We start from the raw sequence: 22,225 nt of genomic DNA, 5'->3' as shown, positions 1-22,225 counted from the left end.
ATTTAGAAGAAACTATTTTTAAAACCAATTTAGAGGCCGCTCAAGCCATTGCCCGCCAGCTGCGATTGCGCAATTTAGGCGGGATTATTATCATTGATTTCATTGATATGATTGATAGTGAGCATAAACGCCAAGTACTGCGTGTATTAGAAAAGTCATTGGAAAAAGATCACACTAAAAGTCATATCAGTGATGTGTCTTCTCTGGGATTGGTGCAAATGACACGCAAGCGTACCCGAGAAAGCTTAGAACACGTGTTATGTGAACCTTGTCCTACTTGCTGTGGGCGTGGCACAATTAAAACCACAGAAACCGCTGCGTATGAAATTTTTAGAGAGATTTTACGCGAAGCTCGTCAATTTGAATCGAATGGCTTTTTGGTATTAGCATCTACTGATGTGGTTGATTTAATTCTGGATGATGAATCTACAACTGTTGCAGAATTAGCTGATTTCATTACCCGTCCTATTCGTTTTCAGCCTGAAACATCCTACACGCAAGAACAGTATGATATTGTATTAACTTAATATTTAAAATATTTCGCCATATAGTTTAATCAAATCTGGGTTAACTAATCAGCGAGCTTTATCACTATAAATATTGGGATTTATGGTGGTATGCCTCTGCAAAATTCCTCTTTTAATTATTGCTTGCTTAGTCACTTAACAGGCTTTGTCTTCCTAAGCTTCCTATTAATAAAATCAACAAATTACATTTATTCCAAAAAGTTGGCTAAGATATTGTAACTTGAGTTATGATATAAAAATATTTTTACTCAAGATTGTCTTAGAAAGACTTTGAATCTAAATAAATTTTTCTAAAACAATCAGATACTAAAAACTCTATTTTACATAGATTGTATTAAATCCAATGAATAATGGGTTTTATGTAAATAGTCATCAATACATTGCAAAACCATCGGACTACGTAAATTATTAGCCTGCGCTACTTGTTCCCGAGTGAGCCACACCGTTCTTAAAATACCCGTATCTAACTTTCGCTGTGCATCAAATTGGCTATGCTGACCTGTAAAAGTAATGCGCAAATAGGTGATTTGATTAACGCCCGTATGAGTGTAAATCCCTGTAATTGCACTGGGTTCAAAATGCCATGCAGATTCCTCTAAAACCTCACGGCGGGTTGCTTCGGCTAAGGTCTCATTTTGTTCCCAATGGCCTGCAGGCTGATTTAATACAATCTCGCCATCACTTTGCTCTTCAATTAACAAAAACCGTGCATTTTCACAAATAACTGCAGCAACAGTAACATGTGGAGTCCAATCCATAATAAAATCTCTTTCAATCTAAAATGTTGTAGGGTAATGAGTCCTAGAACCAAATATGATAATAGCCCGTTTTGTCATCGTGACGCGAGGTTTTGCACCTTTAGAAACAAGCATTAAATATGTTTCCAGTTTAGGATTGCCAGTCCTTGAATCAACTAAATTTCCAGTCCTTGGAATGGTCAATCTTTAGCAAATTAACCATCCTAGCAATCCATATGAAAACAACAATGTTTAGCTCAGCTTTATATACTTAATCTCGACGCAGACGATCAGAAGTAGCAATCGGTGTGGGGTAATACATCACAATATAATAAGAGGATGCCATAAACGAAATAATCGTAGCAGCTTGAATCACATACGATGCGGCCTCAGAAATTAATGCAGCATTAAATGCAACCATGGCGATTAACAATGCGAACTCACTAATTTGACCTAAACGTACACCCATTTCCAAAGATAGTGAATTTTGCTCGCCTAAATTGACTAATAAGGCACGGAATAAAAATGGCTTGAGTGACAGCATCAAGCTGGCTAGTACAAATGCAGGTACGATAACTGTGTATAAAATAGCTAAATCTAATTTTGCACCTAAGGTGAAGAAAAACATAATTAAAAAGAAATCACGCAGCGGTTTTAAACTTTCGGCAATAAAGCGAGTCATCGGACTGCTGGCCATTGCAACACCGCCTAAGAATGCGCCTAACTCATGCGATAAGCCCATCACCATACCCATTTCAGCCATAGCTAAACACCAGCCTATCGTCATCAAAAAAATGTATTCTTGAATTTTGTCAAATTTGCGAATCAATGGGAATAACACGTAACTGGCGAAACCCAAAGCAAATAATGTTAATAATGGCAGATTTAAACTCATTAAAAAGATATTCCAGCCTAAATTTCCATTTTCCTGACTTAAACCCCGCAATATCAACAATGCAGTGATGGCGATTAAATCTTGTAATAATAGAATACTTACAATAATTTCGCCTGCATGTTTATGGTGTAAAACTGTGGTTGGTAATAGCTTTAAACCAATAATCGTACTGGAAAACATCAAACTGATGCCGATAATCACACTGTCTTGAATATTAAACCCAAAACTATACATGCAGCCTGCGCCAACCAATGCAAACGTAATCGAACTGATTAAGGTGACAACCGTGGTTTTGCGCAACATGTGGATTAAATCTTGAGGTTGCAAACTGAGTCCTAGTAAAAACAGCAGGAAAATAATCCCAATATCCGCAATCGATGAAACAAGGCTGGTATCCTTGATAACACCAAGAGCATGAGGCCCAACCATAACACCCATTACAATATAGGCAATAAGCAGTGCTTGACGGGCATATAGCGCAATTGTTGCTAATACCGATGAGCCTGCGAAAATCACAAAGATATAAAAGATAATTGATTCTGTGGTATCTAAATGTTCCATGTTCCATCACAGCGTTGAATATAAGGGAAAGTATTTTACGACGTTGTAGTGTGAATGCAAAGTAATAAGACTGCTAGAATTTTCATATTGATTGGCGATTAGCTACAATTGCACATTGCTAACTCGCACTTGTTGATTGATAATTGCTTATTGATCATTGTTAATTGATAACTGTTTATGACTATTTCAGCAGAAGAATCCTATCAAACCCATATTTTACAAGGTGTGTCCCGCACTTTTGCCCTCACAATTCCCCAATTACCGCCCGAATTATGCAAAGTGGTCAGCAATGGTTATTTACTATGCCGAATTGCCGATACAATTGAAGATGAGCCCGTATTAAACGCACAGCAAAAACAAGATTTTTCCCAGAAATTTGTGCAAGTGGTTGCAGGGGAGACTGATGCGCAACAATTTAGCCAAGCTCTACATCCCTTATTATCTGATAGTACAATCGATGCTGAAAAAGATTTAATTCAAAACACAGATAAAGTCATCACCTTGACGCATCGGTTTAATCCACGACAACAAGCAGCCTTACTACGTTGTGTGCGCATCATGGCAAAAGGCATGGCTGAATTTCAGCAAAATAGCAGTCCAGCAGGTTTGGCCGATTTAAATAGCATGAATTTATATTGCTACTATGTTGCAGGCGTGGTTGGTGAAATGCTTACCCATATTTTTTGTGATTACTCGCCTGAAATTGCCAAACACGAGCCTGAATTGAAGAAGCTTGCGATTTCTGTGGGACAAGCTTTGCAAATGACCAATATTCTAAAAGATATTTGGGATGATTTACAACGCGGTGCATGCTGGTTGCCACAGGATGTTTTTCAGCAATATGGATTTGATTTACATGATTTATCCGCTCAACAGCATAGTAGCGAATTCGCTGCAGGTTTGGGGCATTTAATCGCAGTAGCACGAACCCATATACATAACGGTTTACGTTACACTTTGTTAATTCCAAAACATGAAACAGGGATACGGCGTTTTTGTTTGTGGGCCTTGGGTATGGCGATTTTAACTTTGCGCAATATTAATCATCAGCGTCAATTCTCATCTGGGCAACAAGTCAAAATTTCCCGTCGCAGTGTCAAAGCCACCATTATCACCACCAATTTAGCTACACGCAGTGATAACAGTCTTAAGCTTCTATATGCTTGGTCAACCCGTCCATTACCCTCAGAACAAGCCGTTGATTTGGATAAATTGTGGGCAATATGCAACCAACAGATAGCCGAAATTCTTTAATTTATATTAAATTTGTTTATATCATCATAAAAAAGTATAATGGATTACAATGTAAAACAACCGACTATCTTTTCAGTCTTTTGTTAAACTGATCCCTTACTGACTGAGCACGGAGAGAATGAAATGTCTAAATTAGTACCTCCTCATGGTGGTGGCGCACTTAAGCCTTTATTATTACAAGGCGAAGAATTAAAAGCAGAATTAGCCCGCGCTGCAGACCTTCCTAAATTAAAATTAAGCTCGCGTGAAATGGGCGACTTGATTATGTTGGGAATAGGTGGTTTTACACCGTTAGATGGATTCATGAACAAAGCGGACTGGCAAGGTGTATGTGACAACTACACTATGGCGAATGGTGTATTTTTCCCGATTCCAATCACATTATCAACTGACCAAGCAACAGCTGGCGGTTTGAGCAAAGGCCAAGATGTGGCTTTAATCAGCTCTGAAGATGATGAAATCATGGGTATATTAAGCTTAACTGAAAAATACAGCATTGATAAAGCCCACGAATGCCAGCAAGTATTCAAAACTACAGATGACGCGCATCCGGGTGTCAAAATGGTGATGGAACAAGGTGATGTGAATTTAGCGGGTAGCGTTAAAGTATTCTCACAAGGCGACTTCCCAACTAAATACGAAGGTTTGTTCTTAACTCCTGCTGAAACCCGTGCAATTTTTGAGAAAAATGGCTGGTCAACAGTGGCAGCATTCCAAACTCGTAATCCAATGCACCGTTCGCATGAATATTTAGTTAAAGTCGCGATTGAAGTATGTGATGGCGTATTAATTCACTCATTATTGGGTAAATTGAAACCGGGTGATATTCCAGCTGATGTGCGTACTAAAGCGATTGGCGGTTTAATTGAAAATCATTTTGTTAAAGATACTGTGTTCCAAGCGGGTTATCCGTTAGACATGCGTTATGCAGGCCCTCGTGAAGCCTTATTACATGCTTTATTCCGTCAAAACTATGGTTGCTCACACTTAATCGTTGGTCGTGACCATGCGGGTGTTGGCAAATATTACGGGCCTTTCGATGCACACAATGTTTTCGATGAAATCGCTGATGATGCTTTAGTGATTAAACCATTGAAATTAGATTGGACATTCTGGTGCTACAAGTGTGGCGGCATGTCTTCAATGAAAACTTGCCCACATAAAGCAGAAGATCGTTTAATGTTATCTGGTACACGCTTACGTGAATTATTGTCCAATGACGAAGAAGTTCCACCTGAATTTAGTCGTCCTGAAGTATTATCAGTATTAAAAGAGTATTACGCTAGCATCAAGTAAGATTATTGATCCTACAGTGTGATATTTTTGCCATATCTGATTAAATCTGGTAGATATTCTGTATTTGCCAGATTTATCAATTGTTTTTAAGATTTTCCATTCCTAAGATTCTTCTCTAAAATGCTTAACTGTCTTCAACAACTCAAACTCACTATAAATTATTATAATTTTGGTGAATGATGCTACGTTTATCTACTCTACTTTACGCAAGCTAAGATTATTAATTCTCTTGAGTATGTTGTGCAGTAATCATGAAGGCATATCAAATTACATTAGAAGACTGGAAGAATAATGAAGTAAGAGATTCTCTTACTTTATTTGAACTTCCATTTTCTGTTCTAGAGGTTAAAGAGCTTTTGGGTTTATCTTTTGACGAGTATGCTGAGCGTTGATTGGGTATATGTTATTCATGCTTTGTTAGGATTGATAATCATGACGTTTATTTAAGAGGGTTTATGGAAGAAAATAGCAAGGATGTGGGAGTAATTGTTGAAATGCGCTGGAATGAAATAAATCCTGAAATTCTCATTGATAAAATATGTGAATTATTTCGTGTTAAATTGGGTGATTTGAGATGGGTTAGAGAAACTTAAATTTGGTTGTTCTGTAATACCTAATCTTGCTTTCATAAGCTATCTCGGAAAATTGCACCACACTGAATTATTAGGTGTCGTTTTGGTGGATGACGCTATGCTTATCCACCCTAAGCAAGCTGCATTCCAATGAATATCATTTGAACGAGACATAACATAAGTTATCAAGACGATGTGATCTACTACAACATTTAAAAATTCTCTCTTTATTCATTTTCTAGTAAAATCATCTCTAAACCAAACGAATAACACCTATCATGCAAATCCAATTCAGTAAAATGCACGGTTTAGGTAATGATTTCATTGTCATTGATGCCATAAACCAAACCATAGATTTAACACCCCAACAAATCCAACAGCTCAGTAATCGACACTTTGGGATTGGTTGTGACCAGCTCCTATTTGTGGAAACGTCCAAGCAAGCTGATTTTCGTTACCGAATTTTCAATGCTGATGGTGGTGAAGTGGCTCAATGTGGCAACGGAGCACGTTGCTTTGCCAAATTTGTTAAAGATAAAGGCTTAACTGATAAAACTGACATTTCGGTTGAGACCGCATCGGGTATTATTTATCCACGGATTGAAGCTGATGGCAATATTACTGTTGATATGGGAAAACCACGCTTCAAACCTGATACCATTCCATTTTTAGCAGACAATCAAATGGACAGCTATGCGCTGAAGCTCAATGATTCCATATATCAAATGGGTGTTGTTTCGATGGGTAATCCTCATGCGGTATTGCAAGTCGAGGATATTGAAGCCGCACCTGTTGCTGAAATTGGAGTACAAATTGAATCACACTGCCAATTTCCACAACGGGTTAATGTTGGCTTTATGCAAAAATGGAATGCCAATGAGATCAAATTACGGGTGTTTGAACGTGGAGTGGGTGAGACTTTAGCTTGTGGTACAGGAGCTTGTGCAGCGGTGGTGATTGGTCAATTGTGGCAACAACTGGATGTTGGGGTCACAGTGCATTTAACAGGTGGTGATTTGTATATTCACTGGACAGGCAGCGAGCAAGACAGTGTGCTGATGACAGGTGCAGCGGTACATGTTTTTGAAGGAACAATCAACTTATGGTCATGATTAGCGAAGAAGATGTTGAAAGCTATTTACATCAACATCCCAAATTTTTTAATAGGCACGCTGATTTACTTGCAGTGATGGAAATTCCACATGAACGTGGTGAAGCTATTTCATTAGTTGAACGTCAACTTGCGGTATTGCGAGAGGAGAATCAACGTTTGCAACATCAATTTAGCGAATTGGTGAATATTGCAAAACAAAATGATGCTTTAAATCAGCGCATTCAATGGATTATTTTATCGCTTGCACAAGCTAATTCTGTCGAAGAATTTTTTGATTTACTGTACGACACTTTGCAGACTGAGTTTAAAACCGATGCCATTACAGTGCGTTTGTTTGAAATGAGTGAAAATCAACAGCGAGCAGAATTTGTTGAGTATGATGCACAGATATTTCAATTATTTGAAACCATATTAAGTGGCCATCAGACACTTTGCGGGCAATTAGATGTAGCTCAGAAAGACTATCTATTTGCCGAACAAAATATCACTTCAGCGGTGTTAATTCCCTTGGGCACACCAAAAGCAAGAGGGGTTTTAGCAATGGGCAGCTTAGAAGTTTCCCGATTCCACTCAGGCATGTCTACCGATTTGCTGAAATATATGGGCGAGTTGATTGGCCAATTATTACAATTATGGTTGCGTCATTAAATTGATATGCTTAAACAGTATTTTTATATAATCGTTTTATTCTAAGATGATACAGGACTGCCAGTCCTAATACCCAAAACGAAATTGACTATATAAAGTAACATGCCAGTCCTTGAAGGATTGGCAGTTCTATAAATCTGCAAGAATATTATAAAAACAAATAATTACCTATTAAACCTTCTGTATTTAATCAAGCTTCTATTTGTACCAAATTTCAAATTTACATTCAAAACTGACTCGAATAATATAAACTAAAACAATCAGATTATAAAAACAATAGAACCTGTTCAATGACGCAAGCATTTCACTATCTCATCAAAGGCCAAGTGCAAGGGGTTGGATTTCGCCCTTACATTTATCGTTTGGCAACGCAACACCAGTTAACAGGTTGGGTGAAAAATGTTGCAGGACAAGTTGAAGTTCATGTGCAAGGTGAAGCAGCGAATTTAGATTTATTTGACCAAAACTTATTGAAACAAGTACCGCAGATTGCCAATCCAAAAGTATTGGTTCGAACCGCGATTGAAACAGATCATTTTGACGTATTCAGCATTTTAGCCAGCGAAGAACGTCAAGAAAAACAAATTCATGTACCACCCGATTATTTTACCTGCAATGATTGTTTACGTGAATTAAATGACCCTCAAAATCATCGTTATCGCTATCCGTTCATCAATTGCACTCAATGTGGTACACGTTACACCATTATTCATCGTTTGCCTTATGACCGTCCTAATACCAGTATGGCCAAATTTGAATTATGTCCACAATGCAAAACTGAATATTCAAACCCTTTAGATCGCCGCTTTCATGCACAACCATTGGCCTGTCCTATCTGTGGCCCGCAATTACAATTTAAACAATCAGATCAATTAATAGAAGATACCGAACAAGCATTGATTGAAATGCAGCAAGCATTAGAAGCAGGACAAGTGATTGCGGTTAAAGGCATTGGTGGCTATCATCTTATTTGTGATGCAACCCAAGATAAAGCCATTGAATATTTACGTTTACAAAAGCCGCGTTCTCATAAACCATTAGCAATCATGTTTGCAGCCGATTATGATTTAACCCAACAAGTAACTTTAACCAACGAAGAGTTGCAACGCTTACACAGCCCAGCTCGCCCGATTATTTTAGCAGCCAAAGCAGACAGTTATAACTTATCGCCATTGATTGCACCACATTTGAATGAGCTAGGTGTGATGTTGCCTTATAGTCCGCTACACCATTTGCTACTCAATGATTTTAAACGTCCTTTGGTAGTCACTTCAGCCAATATTAGTGGTGAACCTGTATTAACTCATAATGCTGATGTTGAAGCCCGTTTGCATCATGTCGCTCAAGCCTATTTACATCATAATCGCCCGATTGTTCGACCTGCTGATGATTCAGTATTCAAAACCATTGCAGATCAATGTCGTCCGATTCGTTTAGGTCGTGGCCTCACTCCGTTTGAATTTGAATTACCTTTTAGCCTTTCACAACCGACTTTAGCTGTGGGCGCACATCTTAAAAATACCATTGCTTTAGCATGGGGTAATCGTATCGTCATGTCACCACATATTGGTGATTTAGCCACGCCGCGTAGTTTAGATGTATTTCAGCAAGCGATTGAAGATGTACAAAATTTATACAGTATCGAAGCTAAACAGATTGTATGTGATTCACATCCTGATTATGCAAGCAGTCGTTGGGCGCGTGGAACGGGATTGCCCGTCAAAACAGTGTTGCATCATCATGCCCATGCTTCAGCTTTAGCAGGTGAATTTTATGATAAGAAACATTGGCTGGTTTTTACTTGGGATGGTATTGGCATTGGTGATAATCAAGAATTATGGGGTGGTGAAACCTTGTACGGTGAAGCGGGAAATTGGCAGCGGGTGGGACATTTGCGCTCATTCCCTTTGATTGGTGGTGATAAGGTTGTGAGGGAAATTTGGCGCAGTGCTTTAGGTTTGGGATTTGCCTTGGGATTAAATGATACTCAATTATTTGAAATGGTTAAATTATTTATCAGTAAAACCGAGCTGGCTTTTTTACGTCAAGCATGGGAAAGAAATATTAATTGTTTACAAACCACCGCGATTGGACGCTTATTTGATGCAGTGGTGGCTTTGATTGGCTTAATGGAATCCGCCAGTTTTGAAGGACAAGCAGGCATGTGGCTGGAAGCCTTATGTGAAGATGATGAAGAATTTATTGCTTTACCCGTAACTCACAATGCGCAAGGTTTGTGGGAAATGGACTGGTCGCCATTATTGAATTATTTATTAGATGGACAAATTTCTATCGCACGCAAAGCAACTTGTTTTCACAATAGCTTAGCTCATGGAATTTTATCACAAGTCAACCGGGTGACTTCTGAGCGGCGGATTAATCAAGTTGGCTTATGTGGCGGTGTATTTCAAAATCGCTATTTAACTGAAAAAGTCACCAGTTTATTAGAGCAGCAAGACATAGAAGTGTATTTTCCACGCAACTTACCTTGTAACGATGCCAGTATTAGTTTTGGACAAATTATTGAACAATATCAACGCTAAATTGAGGTTCATACCGATTCAATAGGACTACTGATCTTTCAATGACTGTACAGTTGTTTTACTTTAAAATGATACAGGCTTTAAATATCAAATATTTTTGAAATCAATGACTGCCAGTCCCTCAAACCAAAATTGACTATAGTCCCAAGTATCTGAATTGATGAATTAATGCCGCCAAAATGCAGGGGTTAATAAGACCAATAAAGTGAAGACTTCTAAACGTCCCAGCAACATTGCAAAACTTAATATCCATAAACCTGCGGAACTTTCCACCGATTCAAAGGTCAATGCCACCGTACCTAACGAAGGGCCTGTCATATTCAAAGTAGAAGCCACGCCCGCAAATGCTGTAACCATATCTGCGCCCGTTGCCATAAACATCAGGGATAATAAAATAAAGCTGGCCATGTATAAAAAGCTGAATCCCCACACTGCCTGTGCCACAGAATCTGATACTTTACGTTGACCAATTTTAACCGTGATAATCGCATTGGGATGAATTAAACGCATGATTTCCCGTGCGGCCTGTTTATACAATAAGATCATTCGGACGACTCGAATTCCACCTGTAGTAGAACCAACACAACCCCCAATAAAGCCACTGCCTAAAATCAATATGGGTAAAAACAACGGCCATTGATGAAATTCATCAGTTAAATAACCTGTACTACTGATAATCGAAACCACTTGAAAACTAGCATAACGTAGTGCGGTGAAAAAGTTAGAATATTCGCCTGTCCACATCAATACAGCAATCGAAATTGCAATTAAACCTGCCACAATTCCAATAAATACCATACCTTGAAAATCATGGCGATATGTCATTAAATCATGTTTACGCCATGCAATAAAGTGAATCGAGAAATTGAGACTACCCATCATCATGAAGAAAATCGCAATCACTTCAATCCATATATTGTCATAAAAACCTAAGCTAGCATCATGGGTTGAAAAGCCACCTGTTGCCACTGTGGTATAGCTGTGACAAATCGCATCAAATAAGGTCATGCCCGCTGCCCAATAGGCCAAAGCACAAGAAATCGTTAAGCTGCTATAAATGAATAATAAGGCTTTTGCAGTGTGTGCTAAACGTGGGGTTAATTTTTCATCACGCATTGGGCCGGGGGCTTCTGCACGATATAACTGCATTCCACCAATACCCAACATAGGTAAAATTGCCACGGCCAAGACAATAATCCCTAAACCACCAAGCCATTGTAATTGCTGACGATAATAGAGCAATGACTTAGGCATCTCGTCCAAGCCTGATAACACTGTCGCACCCGTGGTGGTAAATCCTGAGACGGATTCAAAAACTGCTTTGGCAATCGTAATATTGTCTAAAAATAAAAACGGTAACGCACCCACCACACCCAATACACTCCAGAACACCGCCGTAATAATAAAGCCATCGCGTAAATACAGTTCCTGTTTAGAATGACGGGCAGGAAACCAAAACATCATTCCTAAACCAAACATCACGAAGAATGCAACCAGTAGTGCACCTAAGGCTTTATCTTGGTAAATCACTGAAACCAGCATTGGAGGTGCAAGCGTTAAGCTAAACGCAATCAGCAAGAAACCGAGTATTTTTTGAATAATAGTGAAGTGCATAAATCAATATAGACATTGTTGGCAGTGGCTCGAAAGTATACTTGAAAACAGTCCAAACCACAGCTATTGCGCGACGGGATTAGTAAAAAATAGCCTATAAGCCGTTTTCCTAAGGTTTGATGCTTTTTAAAACAATGGATTGGGAAAAAATATCATTTTCATATTGTAACGATTCTCGGTTAAACCAAGGCTACAAAGTTTAAAAATAATGCTGTTTTCTACCAATTTTGCTCGGTACACGACTGCTGGTCATCTTACTTTAAAGTAGACCATGCACAACATATACTCCGTGGTGCGCACTTGCTACGTGAACCCAAAAACTTGATGCAAAATGATTCAAAGTGGGCAGAAGACATGTATGATTTACTATTGGCATTATACAAAACCCCGTGCTCTGTAGCCTCTTCCGAGCAAATTAAAATTTAGTAACGAGCAATTATGCGTTATTCTTCACAGTCGATAGGAGCTGCATCTATTAGGCGGAATACTTTTTGAGTTGTCGCTTCTTCCATGGTTGCAGTATAACAATCAATAGCATCTGTCTCATAAATTCCAAGCCAATCTACACCAACCAGTGGCACAATCACTTTAGGAAAAACAAGCGTTTCTTGCTGGGCTAAGTAAGTTGGGTAACAACTACGGTCGTCAATGGTTTCGACAAAATCTACATCGATCTTAGTTGGTAAACTGAAATCTAGAAAACCAGGATAAGTTTGCAGTTTGATACTTGCGCCCTCTTTTGTTGCAAACAATGCAAATTTATCCGTTGGTTCATCTGTCAATGGAGAATACAACTCCATTGCTAATTTATCGAAACTGAGTTCTTTCGTTGCTGTCAGATAGGTTGCAACACCATCATCACATGAAGAAGGCTTAACAGAAGAAGACTTAACAGTTAAATCCTCTAAACAAACAGGATTGGTTGCTGGCACTGAGTTGGGGTTATCATTACCGAGTTGACCATAATCATTATTCCCCCAACCACACATCATTCCATCTTCAAGTAAAACAATTGTATGAGAAAAAGAGCCAGTAGCAATAGAAACTACAGACTGTTCAAAAGGCACTTTTGTTACGGTCATATCACCAGAATTCCAAGCATATACATATACATCGCCATCAGATGTTAATGCAGTTCCGTAAGATAGTGCTTTGATATTTGTAGGCAGTCCTTCTATTTTTATCAAACTATAATTACTACTATTGCTTTCTTTTTTTATTTTGAAAACTTCACCATCATCTGTTAGTGCAAGCGGACTGTACTCATGGTCAACGATGTATTGAACAGGTTGCGAAAGAATTTCTTGAGTTGAAAAACTTCCAACAGAGCTGTCCCACGTATAAAGCGCATTGTCAGTTGCTACCATGTTTACAGCATAAGTACGAATAACATCTCTGATGGCAGAATTGTCGGAAAGAATTTCTTGAGTTGAGAAACTCCCACTAGAATCGGGACCAGACCATCCATAAACCGCATTATCTGCTATAGCAACACCACCACTATAATAAGAACTTCCATGATAAGTACTAGTAATATTTTTGATATTAGGATCAGAATTGAAAGTGATTTCAACAGCATATGTAGATATATCTGTACCTATTTGCCAAGCAAACAAGTCGCCTGTCTCGCTTAAAGCAATTCCTCTATTGCCACTTACATGGATTTCTTTAATGACAGCAGGAGATTTAGGAAAATCTACTTTTTTTGGTTGCGGATTTCCTAAGTCATTCCACATGAAAACATCACCGTCTTGAGTAAGTGCTGCTCCCTGAGTAAGTGCTCCCGAGTACTTGTAAATATCAATATCTTTTACAGGAACAGAGATATCTAGCTTGATAGGAGACTGGGTTAGGCTATTATTCCAGAAAAATGCCTCACCTGCATCATTAATTGCAAAAGCAAATTCATCGTTGTATGTTCTTCCTACGGTTTGAATAGACTCATTTTCTAGCACTATTTGAGGTTCTGGGATATTCCAAGATATTTTAGCAATAGAAACACCGCCGTCATCTTTCATTTTTAAAGGAATACGAGGTACACGATGATAATCATCACTAATAAAAACATCATCAACAGCTATCAAAAAAACATTGTCTGGATAGTTAACGGGTTCGGCATTTTTAGGCAAGGCTTTAGGAATAAATGTCGAACTACCAGCTCCACCAAAGACAACCATAACACCATCATCTCGAATACCAACTGAATAACCATTACCTTGTTCAACAAATGGGGGAGCTACGGTTAGCACATCTGCACTTACGCCACTGTGTGCTTGGAATAATCCAAGAGCGGTTAATATGCCAATCCTAAGAATAGAATGTGAATTATATATATTTGATTTCATGATGAAAAGCTCTTTAAGTAAATAAAAATCAACATGCGAATTCCTCATCTTACGCAGTTTTGTAACATGAGTTCCTAAATTCAGGTAAAAATTAAATCTATTAATTGATTGTTAGACATTGTTATATTCCTATTAGTAATTATCAAATCAATTTTTTATATAATTTATTTCTTTGTAAAATAGAATAAAAAATAAATATTTTTAACTTTACCATATTGGATAGATAATGAGAATATTTGATAATCAATATTTTCTCCACTAAATTTGTATAATGGGGTTTATAAATCCCTCTTCTGAACCCGACAAAACTTAAGGAACACATGGAATAAATCTACTTTTTTTATCAATTAAATCAGTTTATAGTACAGACTCTAACAGCTCACTACAGAGGTTATGCTCATGTTGAAATCATTTCTTAAACAAACTGTTATTTATACAGCGGGGACAATGTTATTACTTGCAGGCCAAGCCAGTTTTGCAGATGACAAATATGGTGCAATTGCCTATTCATTAGAAGAAGGTGTCTATGGCTATGCAACCGATTATGATTCTCGTGACGCGGCGGAGGAAGTTGCTTTAGATGAGTGCGTCAAATTGCTTGAAAGTGATGAAACGGAATGTGTCGCTGAGTTATGGTTTAAAAATGCCTATGGTGCGCTTGCCAAAGGCGATAATGGCTTTGGTACAGGTCAAGGCACGTACCGACAAGATGCACAATTGATGGCGTTAGAAAATTGTAAAAAATACACTGAAAATTGTGATATTAGTTTAACTATTGGTACTGAATAGTTTTAAATATCAACTTGATAGAATTAATAGAAGCATGGTAGGTTTGCTGTAAAAGTTATACTAAATGTTACATATTAGGGCTGGCAGTCCTCCAATCGCTGCCAGTCCTAATAATCAAAATAAAATGATCTATAAAATCCCGTCTGCTTGATAATTCATCCCCACAAAAGTATTCATTCCAATGTCAAACTTAAGTATTATTTTAGTACCTATCTTTTTACTCATCAGCTTTGGCTATATTTTAAAACAGCTACAGTTTTTAGAATTGGATGTTTGGAATGGATTTGAAAAACTGGTTTATTTTGTTTGTTTTCCCGCATTGCTGATCCATAAATTATCAAGCACCAGTATTAACAGCGGTAGTTTAGTTGCACTGTCTTTAACTTTGATAGCCACTATTGCTTTAGTCACAATCAGTTTAATTATACTTAGCCCATTATGGAAAGCAGACACAAAAGCCTTTACCTCAGTATTTCAAGGTGGTTTGCGTTTTAACAGTTATATCGGTTTGGCAATAGTAGCGATTTGGTCGCCTGATACAGGCGTTGCTTTAGCCGCCATTGCAATGATAAGTATGATTCCGTTGCTGAATGTGCTTTGTGTTCTGGTATTAAAATTTTATGCAAGTCACACCCCTGTCTGTTGGCGTGATGTCGGTAAAACGTTGTTACAAAATCCACTGATTATTGGCTGTGTGATTGGAATAGGTTTAAATATCTTACAGTTAAAATTACCTCAAGAATTGCAACAAAGCTTTCAATTACTAGGACAAGCCACTTTACCGCTAGGTTTATTGGCCGTCGGCGCAGGCTTGGAATTGCATCATTTTAGACGCAGCTTTTTTAATATTGTGATTGCCAGTAGCATTAAATTAGTTATTTTTCCGCTCATCGTATTCAGTATTCATTTATTATTTCAGCTTGAATGCCACATTTATCAAATTGCATTACTTTTTTCCGCTTTACCCACCGCAACATCATCTTACATTTTGGCTAAACAAATGGGCGGCGATGCTGAACTAATGGCCAATATTATCAGTGTACAAATCATTTTGAGCTTGTTTTCCTTACCTTGGATTCTATGGTTGGCGACATGTTGAGCCTTGTATAATCAATTATGTCTTGAAAGCAAGAATGGCTCTTCCTATATCATCTTAAAATAAAATGACTGTACTATATTTTATTGGGTGAATCCGCTATGATTTTGCCCCTTATAAAATGAATTAATCAATGAAGTGGAGTAAATCAATGCAACAATTAAAACCGCGCCGTTCTGTGTTATATATGCCGGGCTCAAATGCGCGTGCGTTGGAAAAAGCCAAAACGTTAGCTGTTGATAGTTTAATTTTTGATTTAGAAGATGCGGTTTCCCCAGATGCCAAACAACAAGCGCGTGAGCAAATTACCCAAGCAGTGAATGCAGGTGGCTATGGGGAAAGAGAAGTGATTGTGCGCGTAAATGGATTGGATACTAAATGGGGTAAAGATGATATTGCCGCCATTGCCAAACTACCGATTGATGGGGTGTTATTACCTAAAGTTGACCAAGCACAGCAAGTTTTAGATGCCATCCAATTATTAGATGAAAACGGTGGCTCAGCAGAATTGCCAATCTGGATTATGGCTGAAACTCCACAAGGCATGTTTAATATTGAATCGATTGCAGGCAGCCACCCACGTTTAAAAACCATTGTGATGGGGACATCTGATTTAGCGAAAGAAATGCGGGTGCGTCATACGCCTGACCGTATTGGCATGTTAGTGCCGTTAAGTATGTGCGTGATGGCTGCTCGTATCCATGGCTTAGACATTGTAGATGGAGTGTATTTAGATTTAGAAAATGCTGAAGGGTTTGAAGCCGCCTGTATCCAAGGTCGTGATATGGGATTTGATGGCAAAACCTTAATTCATCCAAAACAAATTGCGGCATCGAATCAAGTATTTGCTCCCAGTGAAGCTGAAATTAAACATGCAGAAAAAGTCATTCAAGCATGGGATAAGGCACAGCAAGCAGGCAAAGGTGTTGTTGTGGTCAATGGACGTTTGGTGGAGAATTTACATGTTGAAGAAGCAAAACGCATGTTAGCGTTAAGTGGCGCAATTCAAAACCGTGCCTAATTATAAACTGTATTTATAAAATTTAAAGCAAATCGCATCAATCATCATTGTGAGAAAGATGCGATTTGCAAGCAGCCTACCTTATAAACAACACATTTTTTATAGTTATTCCAATCAACTGGTTTTTAATTGAAATAGATTATTCAGGTTCATTCTGTTGCATTTGTAGACAAATCGATTGGGGAAATAATTATTTCACTTTTACGACGATAGTATCTGCAATATAATCATGTAAACAACGACGGGGTTTGCCAAAAATTATCAAATAGTTGACAAGCGTGATAATGAGTCCAATCAGAGGAATTCCCCCAATCATTCCCATAATAAAATAGCGTAAAAAGATAATACGTGCTAAACCCGCTCTGGTGTAGTCTGTACGTATAATTTTGATACCGAGTACTCTCTTGCCAATCGTCTGACCATTACGATAAAGGTACACCAAGTTTAGGATAAAAATCACAATCATGCTAATACCCAGAAAGCCAAAATAAGCCAGTGCAAATGGCGAGCTGATAAGGTCCTCACCACTTTCAAAGGAATCAAACTGCACCATATCCTCTAACACTAAAATAGCAATGATGGTTAGCGTAATTGGAATCATATAAATAATCATATCAAAGATATAAGCTCCAAAACGAGATGAGCGTGACGCTAATTCGAATTCCGAATCAATCGACATGTCAGTCATTACCGTATCAGGCGCGGCGTATGGATTATCCTCTCCTGATGACGAACCAGATAAATCAACATCATCCGATTGTGATTCATTGTTTAAAGTTGTTGCATCATAAGCTTCACGCTTTTCAGGATTCGACAATACTTGATACATTGATTTTAACGTATTCAGTTTTTCTTGCGCGGTGACTTTTAAACGGGTTGAAGTGGCAGAACTATCAGTATTTAATAATGCGTAATAATCAATTTCAGCAGGATTTGCTTCATAAGCCTGACGTTTTTCAGTATCTGATAAGGTTGCATAAGCTGTTTTAATGAGCTGGATGTGATGTTGAGTGGCTTGTTTAATTTCATCAACTGAGGCATGGCGAGATACACCTAATATCTCATAGTAGTTTTCCATAAAAACTTCCTTTTTTTCAGACAATAACACAAATATAAAAACCAGCCTCAAAAGACTATCAGAGCTTAAAATATCAAAAACTATTATAGCAGTTCTGTATCCATAATGGCTCTCTAAAGTATGAACTTATTAATGAAATAGCTGCATTTTAATATTGAAAGAATCAGTGAATATCTGAGAAAGATAAAGATATGCGTTGTTATTGTTACCATGCTTTACCTCATTAAATATAATCATTATTAAATTTAAAAGCGGCTTATTTCATATCGACAGGTGGCTTATTTAAGATGCCCATTGATATGGGATTGCTTGTCCAATAATTAAGTCCAGCGTTTATCCATGAGACTTTTGATTGATTACAGCACATAAAATAACGGTAACGACTATGGCCGAGCAAACGCGGTTTCAACACGAATAAGACAAAAAGCGGATTGATTTGATCTCTATTCATTTCATAGGAAGGTTGATAGTTTCCAAGGAATTACCAGCGTTTAAAATGTACATGACGTTTTAGCCAAAATCCAAAGCTAATGACAATAGTGATACGCTGAGGTTTCAGGATAATCTTGGTCACACGCTCTCCAATCATTAAAGTAGCCATCGCTAAAAACGCAATCAACGTGAGAGGAAAAAGCAGTAACAGCCATTCGATTTGGTTATACAATCCAACTGCAAGCAAATACATATCTAGGCCTAACCAGTGATAGTTAACCTTCTAAAAAATAACTGCCTGAATCAATTAAACTTTCATACATGCTTAATATTTCCACTATGGAGATAAGCACAATAGGCTGTTCAGGTAAGGGCATAATATCAAGGTGAATGGCTTGATTATGATTTAAAATGTCAATGAAATGTTCTAAAGAGGTGGCTTGTACCGTTGATTCTCCTCCTGCAAGATTAGCCTGAGCAAGATTTTCATACGGCCATATGGGTAAAATTGTTTTTTCATTTTCCTCCCGCATTAACCAGCCTTCATCATCCGCATGTACCCAGACCTCTTCGCCTTCCATTGTGCGAGTGAGAAAATACTCAATCCGTTCTTGTGCAGAAAATTTAGCAAAACCAGCTTGTCGCTCTGTATTAGGTGCAAGAGACATCACGCTCATCCTATAAACTAGTGGGGAATGTTTAATTATACACAATTAAATATTTCAGATAGTGCGCTGGTTTTATACTGAGACTGTTGACCTCGCTCAACTATGCCATAAAAATAAAAGGTCTAATATAGAAAATAGATTATGTTGCTGCTTGCGCAAAATAAAGATGAGAGCATGAAGGCGAGCAAATACGTATGCACCGATTTGGATGGTAAAGCAGATATTGATTTTTTGCTTAACCTTAAATCTCATTCAGCTTGGTTGAGAATGTTTTAATACTCTGCTGTGATTTATTCTGAGGATGGATATGGGGTGTAGGATTTTATATAGGGCTAAGTTTATACATCTCTTCTGCTAACCGATTTTTTCTATTAGCATAGTTGAACTAGGTAGTTACACCCAAATTTTAAATAGCCATTTGCAAAACAAGTTTTTGACTCCTGAAAATACAATGCTGACAATAAAAAAACAGTTTCATTGCCAGCTTGAATCTTTTAGAAATACTGATTTAAATGGGATTCAAAACGTTTGAAATCATTGTCAATATTTGGATTTTTCATCACGTCATAACACACAAAAGTCTCTAAAGATTTCATTCCGAAAAATTTAAAATTTAAGTGGGTTGTCCAAAATAAATCATCCACGCCTTTACCTTCAAAAAACCATTGGTCAGCATTATCAAAAGCGTCTTTCGGTGCATTAAATGTCAATGACAACATATATTTTTTATCTTGCAATACACCGCCCGTACCATACTGTTGATTAGCATCGCTGCGGGTACGGCCATCACCATGACATAATTGTCCTTCTAAACCTGATGAATACACGGTATCGATATATTTCTTAAAACTCCAAGGCACACCCATCCAGTTCACAGGAATTTGTAAAATCACCGCATCAGCCCATACATGCTTTTCCACTTCTGCGATGGGGTCATAATCATCTTTCATCGTTGTAACTTGGACTTCATAGCCTTTAGATTCTAAAATCGACTGTGCTTTATCCACCAAAGATGCATTTAATTTACCTTCTGAAACGGGATAATATTCATGCGTGTTGATGATAAAAATATTTTTCATTGAAATCTCCTATTGTATCCAAGTCAATAAGACGGGCAGTCCTAGATTTAAAATAATGTGATATTTTAGGACTACCAATCTTAACGAATTAGGTTATTTTTTTACTAGCGACTAGAAGTCGCCAATTTGAATGCAAAACCTAAAAACATCACACCGACAACCTTATTTAATGCCATTTGTACTGTTGGCGAACGATGAACCCAATCTCTTAATTTAAATGTTAACAACACAATCATGCCAAAAATAAAAAATGTGGCTACGATGACTAACCCTCCTAGCATAAAAATTTGATAAGCCACTGCTCCCGCACTCACATCAACAAATTGTGGTAAGAAAGCAAGGAAAAACATAGATGCTTTTGGGTTGGAAATATTCATAAATATCGAGCGGATATAAAGTTCATATAAATTAACTGCGTTCTTTACCATTTCTACATTTTGGCTTGATACGCTTGCGGTTAAAGCTTTCCATGCTAAATAAACCAAATAGATTGCACCCACTATTTTTAAGATAGAAAATGCAATCGCAGATGATTGAAATAACATGGCTAAGCCAAATGCAACGGCGGTTGTCTGAAAAACAATACCCGTACAAATACCAATAATTGCCACCAAACCTGCTCTTTTGCCATGTAATATAGATTGACTGAGGACAAAAAGATTGTCTGGGCCTGGAGCTAATATGATAAGGCTAGACGCAAGCGAGAAAGTGATAATTGTTTCTATTGCTAACATTTATCTCATCCTTATTTCGCTAAAGCCACAGCATTATTGTCGTCTGACTTGTTCATTTCGTGTTCCGCGATGACAGCACCCGGTATCAAACGCTCATTACCTTCATTCACGACTCGATCGCCTTGATGTAATTCAGCAGACTCAATTGCAGCAAGCTTATCTTGATAAAACAATACATTAACCTCAACTTTACTTGCCATATCACCTTCATCGGTTTTCTCTACTTTAAACACCATGTAGTCGCCACCACGTTGCACCAGTGCATTTTTACTCACAGTCAATTGGGCTTTTTGCTCACCCAAAGGCAACCACGCGATAACAGACATACCCGACATTAGTTTTTGTTGACGATTATCAAAACGAGCAACTAAAGTGAAGGTTCGGGCTTTAGTATCTACTTTACCTAAAGTGACAACATTACTTGAACTCAACGTTAAACCATTGATTTGTAAATCTACTTTGGGTTTTTTACCTAATTTGTGAGCAAATCGTTCAGGCACATCTAACCACGCTTCCAGTTTGGTATCTTCAACCATACTAATGGCTTGTTGTCCTTGATTAAACCATTCACCTTGCTCGGCAAAACGTTCCGTTACTAAACCACTAAATGGCGCATATAAATTCAAATCGGCTAAACGCACTTTTAAATATTGAATTTGAGCATGATGGGCTTCAACTGAGGCTTGTGCCGCTTGTAATGCTGCTTGTGACACAGTAACAGAGGTTTTTGATGAACGTAAAACCCGCTGTGAAATTGCTTTCTTTTTGGCTGAATATTGATCTGCTTCAAGTTCTATTTTGGCGTTGTCTAACTCTGCTTTGCGTTGTTTCACTGAGGCTTTAGCTTGGTTTAACTCAGCTTGTAATTGCGCCAATTGTGAATTGAGCCGCCGCTTATCCAACTGCAATAATTTGCCGCCTTTTTTGACCCGTGAGCCTTCGTTGACAAAGACTTTTGACACATAACCTGATTCACGCACCGCTAAATGAGCTTCGGACAAGGCTTTTAAATTGCCTGTGACACGGTTGCGCTGTTGTAACGGCTGTAATTGCACTGTTTCAGTTCGGACGACTTGTTGTGCTTGCACGGTTGTGACTAGAAATAATAGACTTGATATGAGCAGTATATGGTATCGCTTATACGGCATAATGTTGTTCTCCCTAAAAATATTTGGACTTATGACTGACCTTACTCCCCATCCTGTATTGTCATTCGATTGTA

General features: G+C 38.0%; 21 protein-coding genes. 11 read left to right on the top strand and 10 right to left on the bottom strand.

The window, feature by feature from the left end; all coding sequences use genetic code 11:
* On the top strand, positions 1-527 hold a 527-nt coding region (locus ABXH34_RS03470; protein WP_353570472.1), incomplete at its 5' end, for a ribonuclease E/G.
* Between the two features lie 320 nt (positions 528-847).
* Here the strand turns inward: ABXH34_RS03470 and ABXH34_RS03465 are convergent.
* Both ABXH34_RS03465 and ABXH34_RS03460 read right to left on the bottom strand, forming a co-directional pair.
* Complete coding sequence (locus ABXH34_RS03465) at positions 848-1,285, bottom strand: NUDIX hydrolase (RefSeq protein WP_353570471.1); 438 nt, start codon at positions 1,283-1,285, stop codon at positions 848-850.
* A 250-nt stretch (positions 1,286-1,535) separates the two neighbouring features.
* Positions 1,536-2,720: a cation:proton antiporter domain-containing protein gene (locus ABXH34_RS03460; RefSeq protein WP_353570470.1), complete on the bottom strand. Its 1,185-nt coding sequence runs from the start codon at positions 2,718-2,720 to the stop codon at positions 1,536-1,538.
* Between the two features lie 177 nt (positions 2,721-2,897).
* Here ABXH34_RS03460 and ABXH34_RS03455 point away from each other — a divergent pair, with 177 nt between their 5' ends.
* The 7 genes from ABXH34_RS03455 (at position 2,898) to hypF (ending at position 10,147) form a co-directional block, all read left to right on the top strand.
* Positions 2,898-3,974, top strand: coding sequence for a phytoene/squalene synthase family protein (locus tag ABXH34_RS03455; protein ID WP_353570469.1), 1,077 nt, complete (start codon positions 2,898-2,900; stop codon positions 3,972-3,974).
* A gap of 123 nt (positions 3,975-4,097) precedes the next feature.
* Entirely contained in the window at positions 4,098-5,270 is a 1,173-nt protein-coding gene (sat, locus tag ABXH34_RS03450) for a sulfate adenylyltransferase (RefSeq protein WP_353570468.1), read from the top strand.
* Between the two features lie 251 nt (positions 5,271-5,521).
* Positions 5,522-5,662, top strand: coding sequence for a hypothetical protein (locus tag ABXH34_RS03445; protein WP_353570467.1), 141 nt, complete (start codon positions 5,522-5,524; stop codon positions 5,660-5,662).
* A gap of 63 nt (positions 5,663-5,725) precedes the next feature.
* Positions 5,726-5,863: a hypothetical protein gene (locus tag ABXH34_RS03440; RefSeq protein ID WP_353570466.1), complete on the top strand. Its 138-nt coding sequence runs from the start codon at positions 5,726-5,728 to the stop codon at positions 5,861-5,863.
* Positions 5,864-6,120: 257 nt separating this feature from the next.
* Positions 6,121-6,954 (top strand): diaminopimelate epimerase, encoded by an 834-nt coding sequence (dapF, locus tag ABXH34_RS03435; protein WP_353570465.1) that lies wholly within the window; start codon positions 6,121-6,123, stop codon positions 6,952-6,954.
* Positions 6,945-7,604 (top strand): DUF484 family protein, encoded by a 660-nt coding sequence (locus ABXH34_RS03430; protein ID WP_353570464.1) that lies wholly within the window; start codon positions 6,945-6,947, stop codon positions 7,602-7,604. The genes dapF and ABXH34_RS03430 overlap by 10 nt, the downstream gene beginning before the upstream one ends.
* Positions 7,605-7,894: 290 nt before the next feature.
* Entirely contained in the window at positions 7,895-10,147 is a 2,253-nt protein-coding gene (gene hypF, locus ABXH34_RS03425; RefSeq protein ID WP_353570463.1) for a carbamoyltransferase HypF, read from the top strand.
* Positions 10,148-10,312: 165 nt separating this feature from the next.
* Here hypF and ABXH34_RS03420 read toward each other — a convergent pair whose 3' ends face one another.
* Together ABXH34_RS03420 and ABXH34_RS03415 are read right to left on the bottom strand one after the other, a co-directional pair.
* Positions 10,313-11,761: a TrkH family potassium uptake protein gene (locus ABXH34_RS03420; protein ID WP_353570462.1), complete on the bottom strand. Its 1,449-nt coding sequence runs from the start codon at positions 11,759-11,761 to the stop codon at positions 10,313-10,315.
* Between the two features lie 443 nt (positions 11,762-12,204).
* Complete coding sequence (locus ABXH34_RS03415) at positions 12,205-14,106, bottom strand: RCC1 domain-containing protein (RefSeq protein WP_353570461.1); 1,902 nt, start codon at positions 14,104-14,106, stop codon at positions 12,205-12,207.
* Positions 14,107-14,505: 399 nt separating this feature from the next.
* Here ABXH34_RS03415 and ABXH34_RS03410 point away from each other — a divergent pair, with 399 nt between their 5' ends.
* The 3 genes from ABXH34_RS03410 to ABXH34_RS03400 all read left to right on the top strand — a co-directional run bounded on the left by ABXH34_RS03410 (position 14,506) and on the right by ABXH34_RS03400 (position 17,012).
* Positions 14,506-14,895 (top strand): DUF4189 domain-containing protein, encoded by a 390-nt coding sequence (locus tag ABXH34_RS03410; RefSeq protein WP_353570460.1) that lies wholly within the window; start codon positions 14,506-14,508, stop codon positions 14,893-14,895.
* 181 nt (positions 14,896-15,076) lie between these two features.
* Positions 15,077-15,994 carry an AEC family transporter gene (locus ABXH34_RS03405; protein WP_353570459.1) on the top strand — a complete coding sequence of 306 codons (918 nt, stop codon included), beginning with the start codon at positions 15,077-15,079 and terminating at the stop codon, positions 15,992-15,994.
* A gap of 148 nt (positions 15,995-16,142) precedes the next feature.
* A complete protein-coding gene (locus ABXH34_RS03400) occupies positions 16,143-17,012 on the top strand; it encodes an HpcH/HpaI aldolase/citrate lyase family protein (RefSeq protein WP_353570458.1) in 870 nt (289 codons plus the stop codon).
* A 190-nt stretch (positions 17,013-17,202) separates the two neighbouring features.
* On the opposite strand, the gene ABXH34_RS03395 is transcribed toward ABXH34_RS03400, so the two are convergent.
* From ABXH34_RS03395 to ABXH34_RS03370, 6 genes are all read right to left on the bottom strand, one after another.
* Positions 17,203-18,090: an RDD family protein gene (locus tag ABXH34_RS03395; RefSeq protein WP_353570457.1), complete on the bottom strand. Its 888-nt coding sequence runs from the start codon at positions 18,088-18,090 to the stop codon at positions 17,203-17,205.
* 481 nt (positions 18,091-18,571) lie between these two features.
* Positions 18,572-18,775, bottom strand: coding sequence for a hypothetical protein (locus tag ABXH34_RS03390; protein WP_353570456.1), 204 nt, complete (start codon positions 18,773-18,775; stop codon positions 18,572-18,574).
* A gap of 22 nt (positions 18,776-18,797) precedes the next feature.
* A complete protein-coding gene (locus ABXH34_RS03385) occupies positions 18,798-19,190 on the bottom strand; it encodes a DUF2750 domain-containing protein (RefSeq protein WP_353570455.1) in 393 nt (130 codons plus the stop codon).
* Between the two features lie 494 nt (positions 19,191-19,684).
* Positions 19,685-20,269: an NAD(P)H-dependent oxidoreductase gene (locus ABXH34_RS03380; RefSeq protein ID WP_353570454.1), complete on the bottom strand. Its 585-nt coding sequence runs from the start codon at positions 20,267-20,269 to the stop codon at positions 19,685-19,687.
* 104 nt (positions 20,270-20,373) lie between these two features.
* Positions 20,374-21,003 (bottom strand): LysE family translocator, encoded by a 630-nt coding sequence (locus ABXH34_RS03375; protein WP_353570453.1) that lies wholly within the window; start codon positions 21,001-21,003, stop codon positions 20,374-20,376.
* Between the two features lie 11 nt (positions 21,004-21,014).
* On the bottom strand, positions 21,015-22,151 hold the full coding sequence (locus tag ABXH34_RS03370; RefSeq protein WP_353570452.1) for an efflux RND transporter periplasmic adaptor subunit: 1,137 nt from the start codon (positions 22,149-22,151) through the stop codon (positions 21,015-21,017).
* Positions 22,152-22,225 lie beyond the last annotated feature (74 nt).

The sequence above is a fragment of the Candidatus Albibeggiatoa sp. nov. BB20 genome (assembly GCA_016744725.1).
Classification (GTDB): Bacteria; Pseudomonadota; Gammaproteobacteria; order Beggiatoales; family Beggiatoaceae; genus Albibeggiatoa.
Note: the sequence above shows the minus strand (reverse complement) of the source record. Positions and strands in the feature narration are given on the sequence as shown.

Bases quoted from the DNA above. Each gene is read 5' to 3' on its own strand.
- ABXH34_RS03370 (WP_353570452.1), bottom strand. From the start codon at position 22,151: ATGCCGTATAAGCGATACCATATACTGCTCATATCAAGTCTATTATTT.
- ABXH34_RS03415 (WP_353570461.1), bottom strand. From the start codon at position 14,106: ATGAAATCAAATATATATAATTCACATTCTATTCTTAGGATTGGCATA.
- ABXH34_RS03375 (WP_353570453.1), bottom strand. From the start codon at position 21,003: ATGTTAGCAATAGAAACAATTATCACTTTCTCGCTTGCGTCTAGCCTT.
- ABXH34_RS03405 (WP_353570459.1), top strand. From the start codon at position 15,077: ATGTCAAACTTAAGTATTATTTTAGTACCTATCTTTTTACTCATCAGC.
- dapF (WP_353570465.1), top strand. From the start codon at position 6,121: ATGCAAATCCAATTCAGTAAAATGCACGGTTTAGGTAATGATTTCATT.
- ABXH34_RS03385 (WP_353570455.1), bottom strand. From the start codon at position 19,190: ATGTCTCTTGCACCTAATACAGAGCGACAAGCTGGTTTTGCTAAATTT.
- ABXH34_RS03420 (WP_353570462.1), bottom strand. From the start codon at position 11,761: ATGCACTTCACTATTATTCAAAAAATACTCGGTTTCTTGCTGATTGCG.
- ABXH34_RS03380 (WP_353570454.1), bottom strand. From the start codon at position 20,269: ATGAAAAATATTTTTATCATCAACACGCATGAATATTATCCCGTTTCA.
- ABXH34_RS03440 (WP_353570466.1), top strand. From the start codon at position 5,726: ATGGAAGAAAATAGCAAGGATGTGGGAGTAATTGTTGAAATGCGCTGG.
- ABXH34_RS03445 (WP_353570467.1), top strand. From the start codon at position 5,522: ATGAAGGCATATCAAATTACATTAGAAGACTGGAAGAATAATGAAGTA.
- sat (WP_353570468.1), top strand. From the start codon at position 4,098: ATGTCTAAATTAGTACCTCCTCATGGTGGTGGCGCACTTAAGCCTTTA.
- hypF (WP_353570463.1), top strand. From the start codon at position 7,895: ATGACGCAAGCATTTCACTATCTCATCAAAGGCCAAGTGCAAGGGGTT.
- ABXH34_RS03390 (WP_353570456.1), bottom strand. From the start codon at position 18,775: ATGTATTTGCTTGCAGTTGGATTGTATAACCAAATCGAATGGCTGTTA.
- ABXH34_RS03460 (WP_353570470.1), bottom strand. From the start codon at position 2,720: ATGGAACATTTAGATACCACAGAATCAATTATCTTTTATATCTTTGTG.
- ABXH34_RS03430 (WP_353570464.1), top strand. From the start codon at position 6,945: ATGGTCATGATTAGCGAAGAAGATGTTGAAAGCTATTTACATCAACAT.
- ABXH34_RS03400 (WP_353570458.1), top strand. From the start codon at position 16,143: ATGCAACAATTAAAACCGCGCCGTTCTGTGTTATATATGCCGGGCTCA.
- ABXH34_RS03395 (WP_353570457.1), bottom strand. From the start codon at position 18,090: ATGGAAAACTACTATGAGATATTAGGTGTATCTCGCCATGCCTCAGTT.
- ABXH34_RS03455 (WP_353570469.1), top strand. From the start codon at position 2,898: ATGACTATTTCAGCAGAAGAATCCTATCAAACCCATATTTTACAAGGT.
- ABXH34_RS03465 (WP_353570471.1), bottom strand. From the start codon at position 1,285: ATGGATTGGACTCCACATGTTACTGTTGCTGCAGTTATTTGTGAAAAT.
- ABXH34_RS03410 (WP_353570460.1), top strand. From the start codon at position 14,506: ATGTTGAAATCATTTCTTAAACAAACTGTTATTTATACAGCGGGGACA.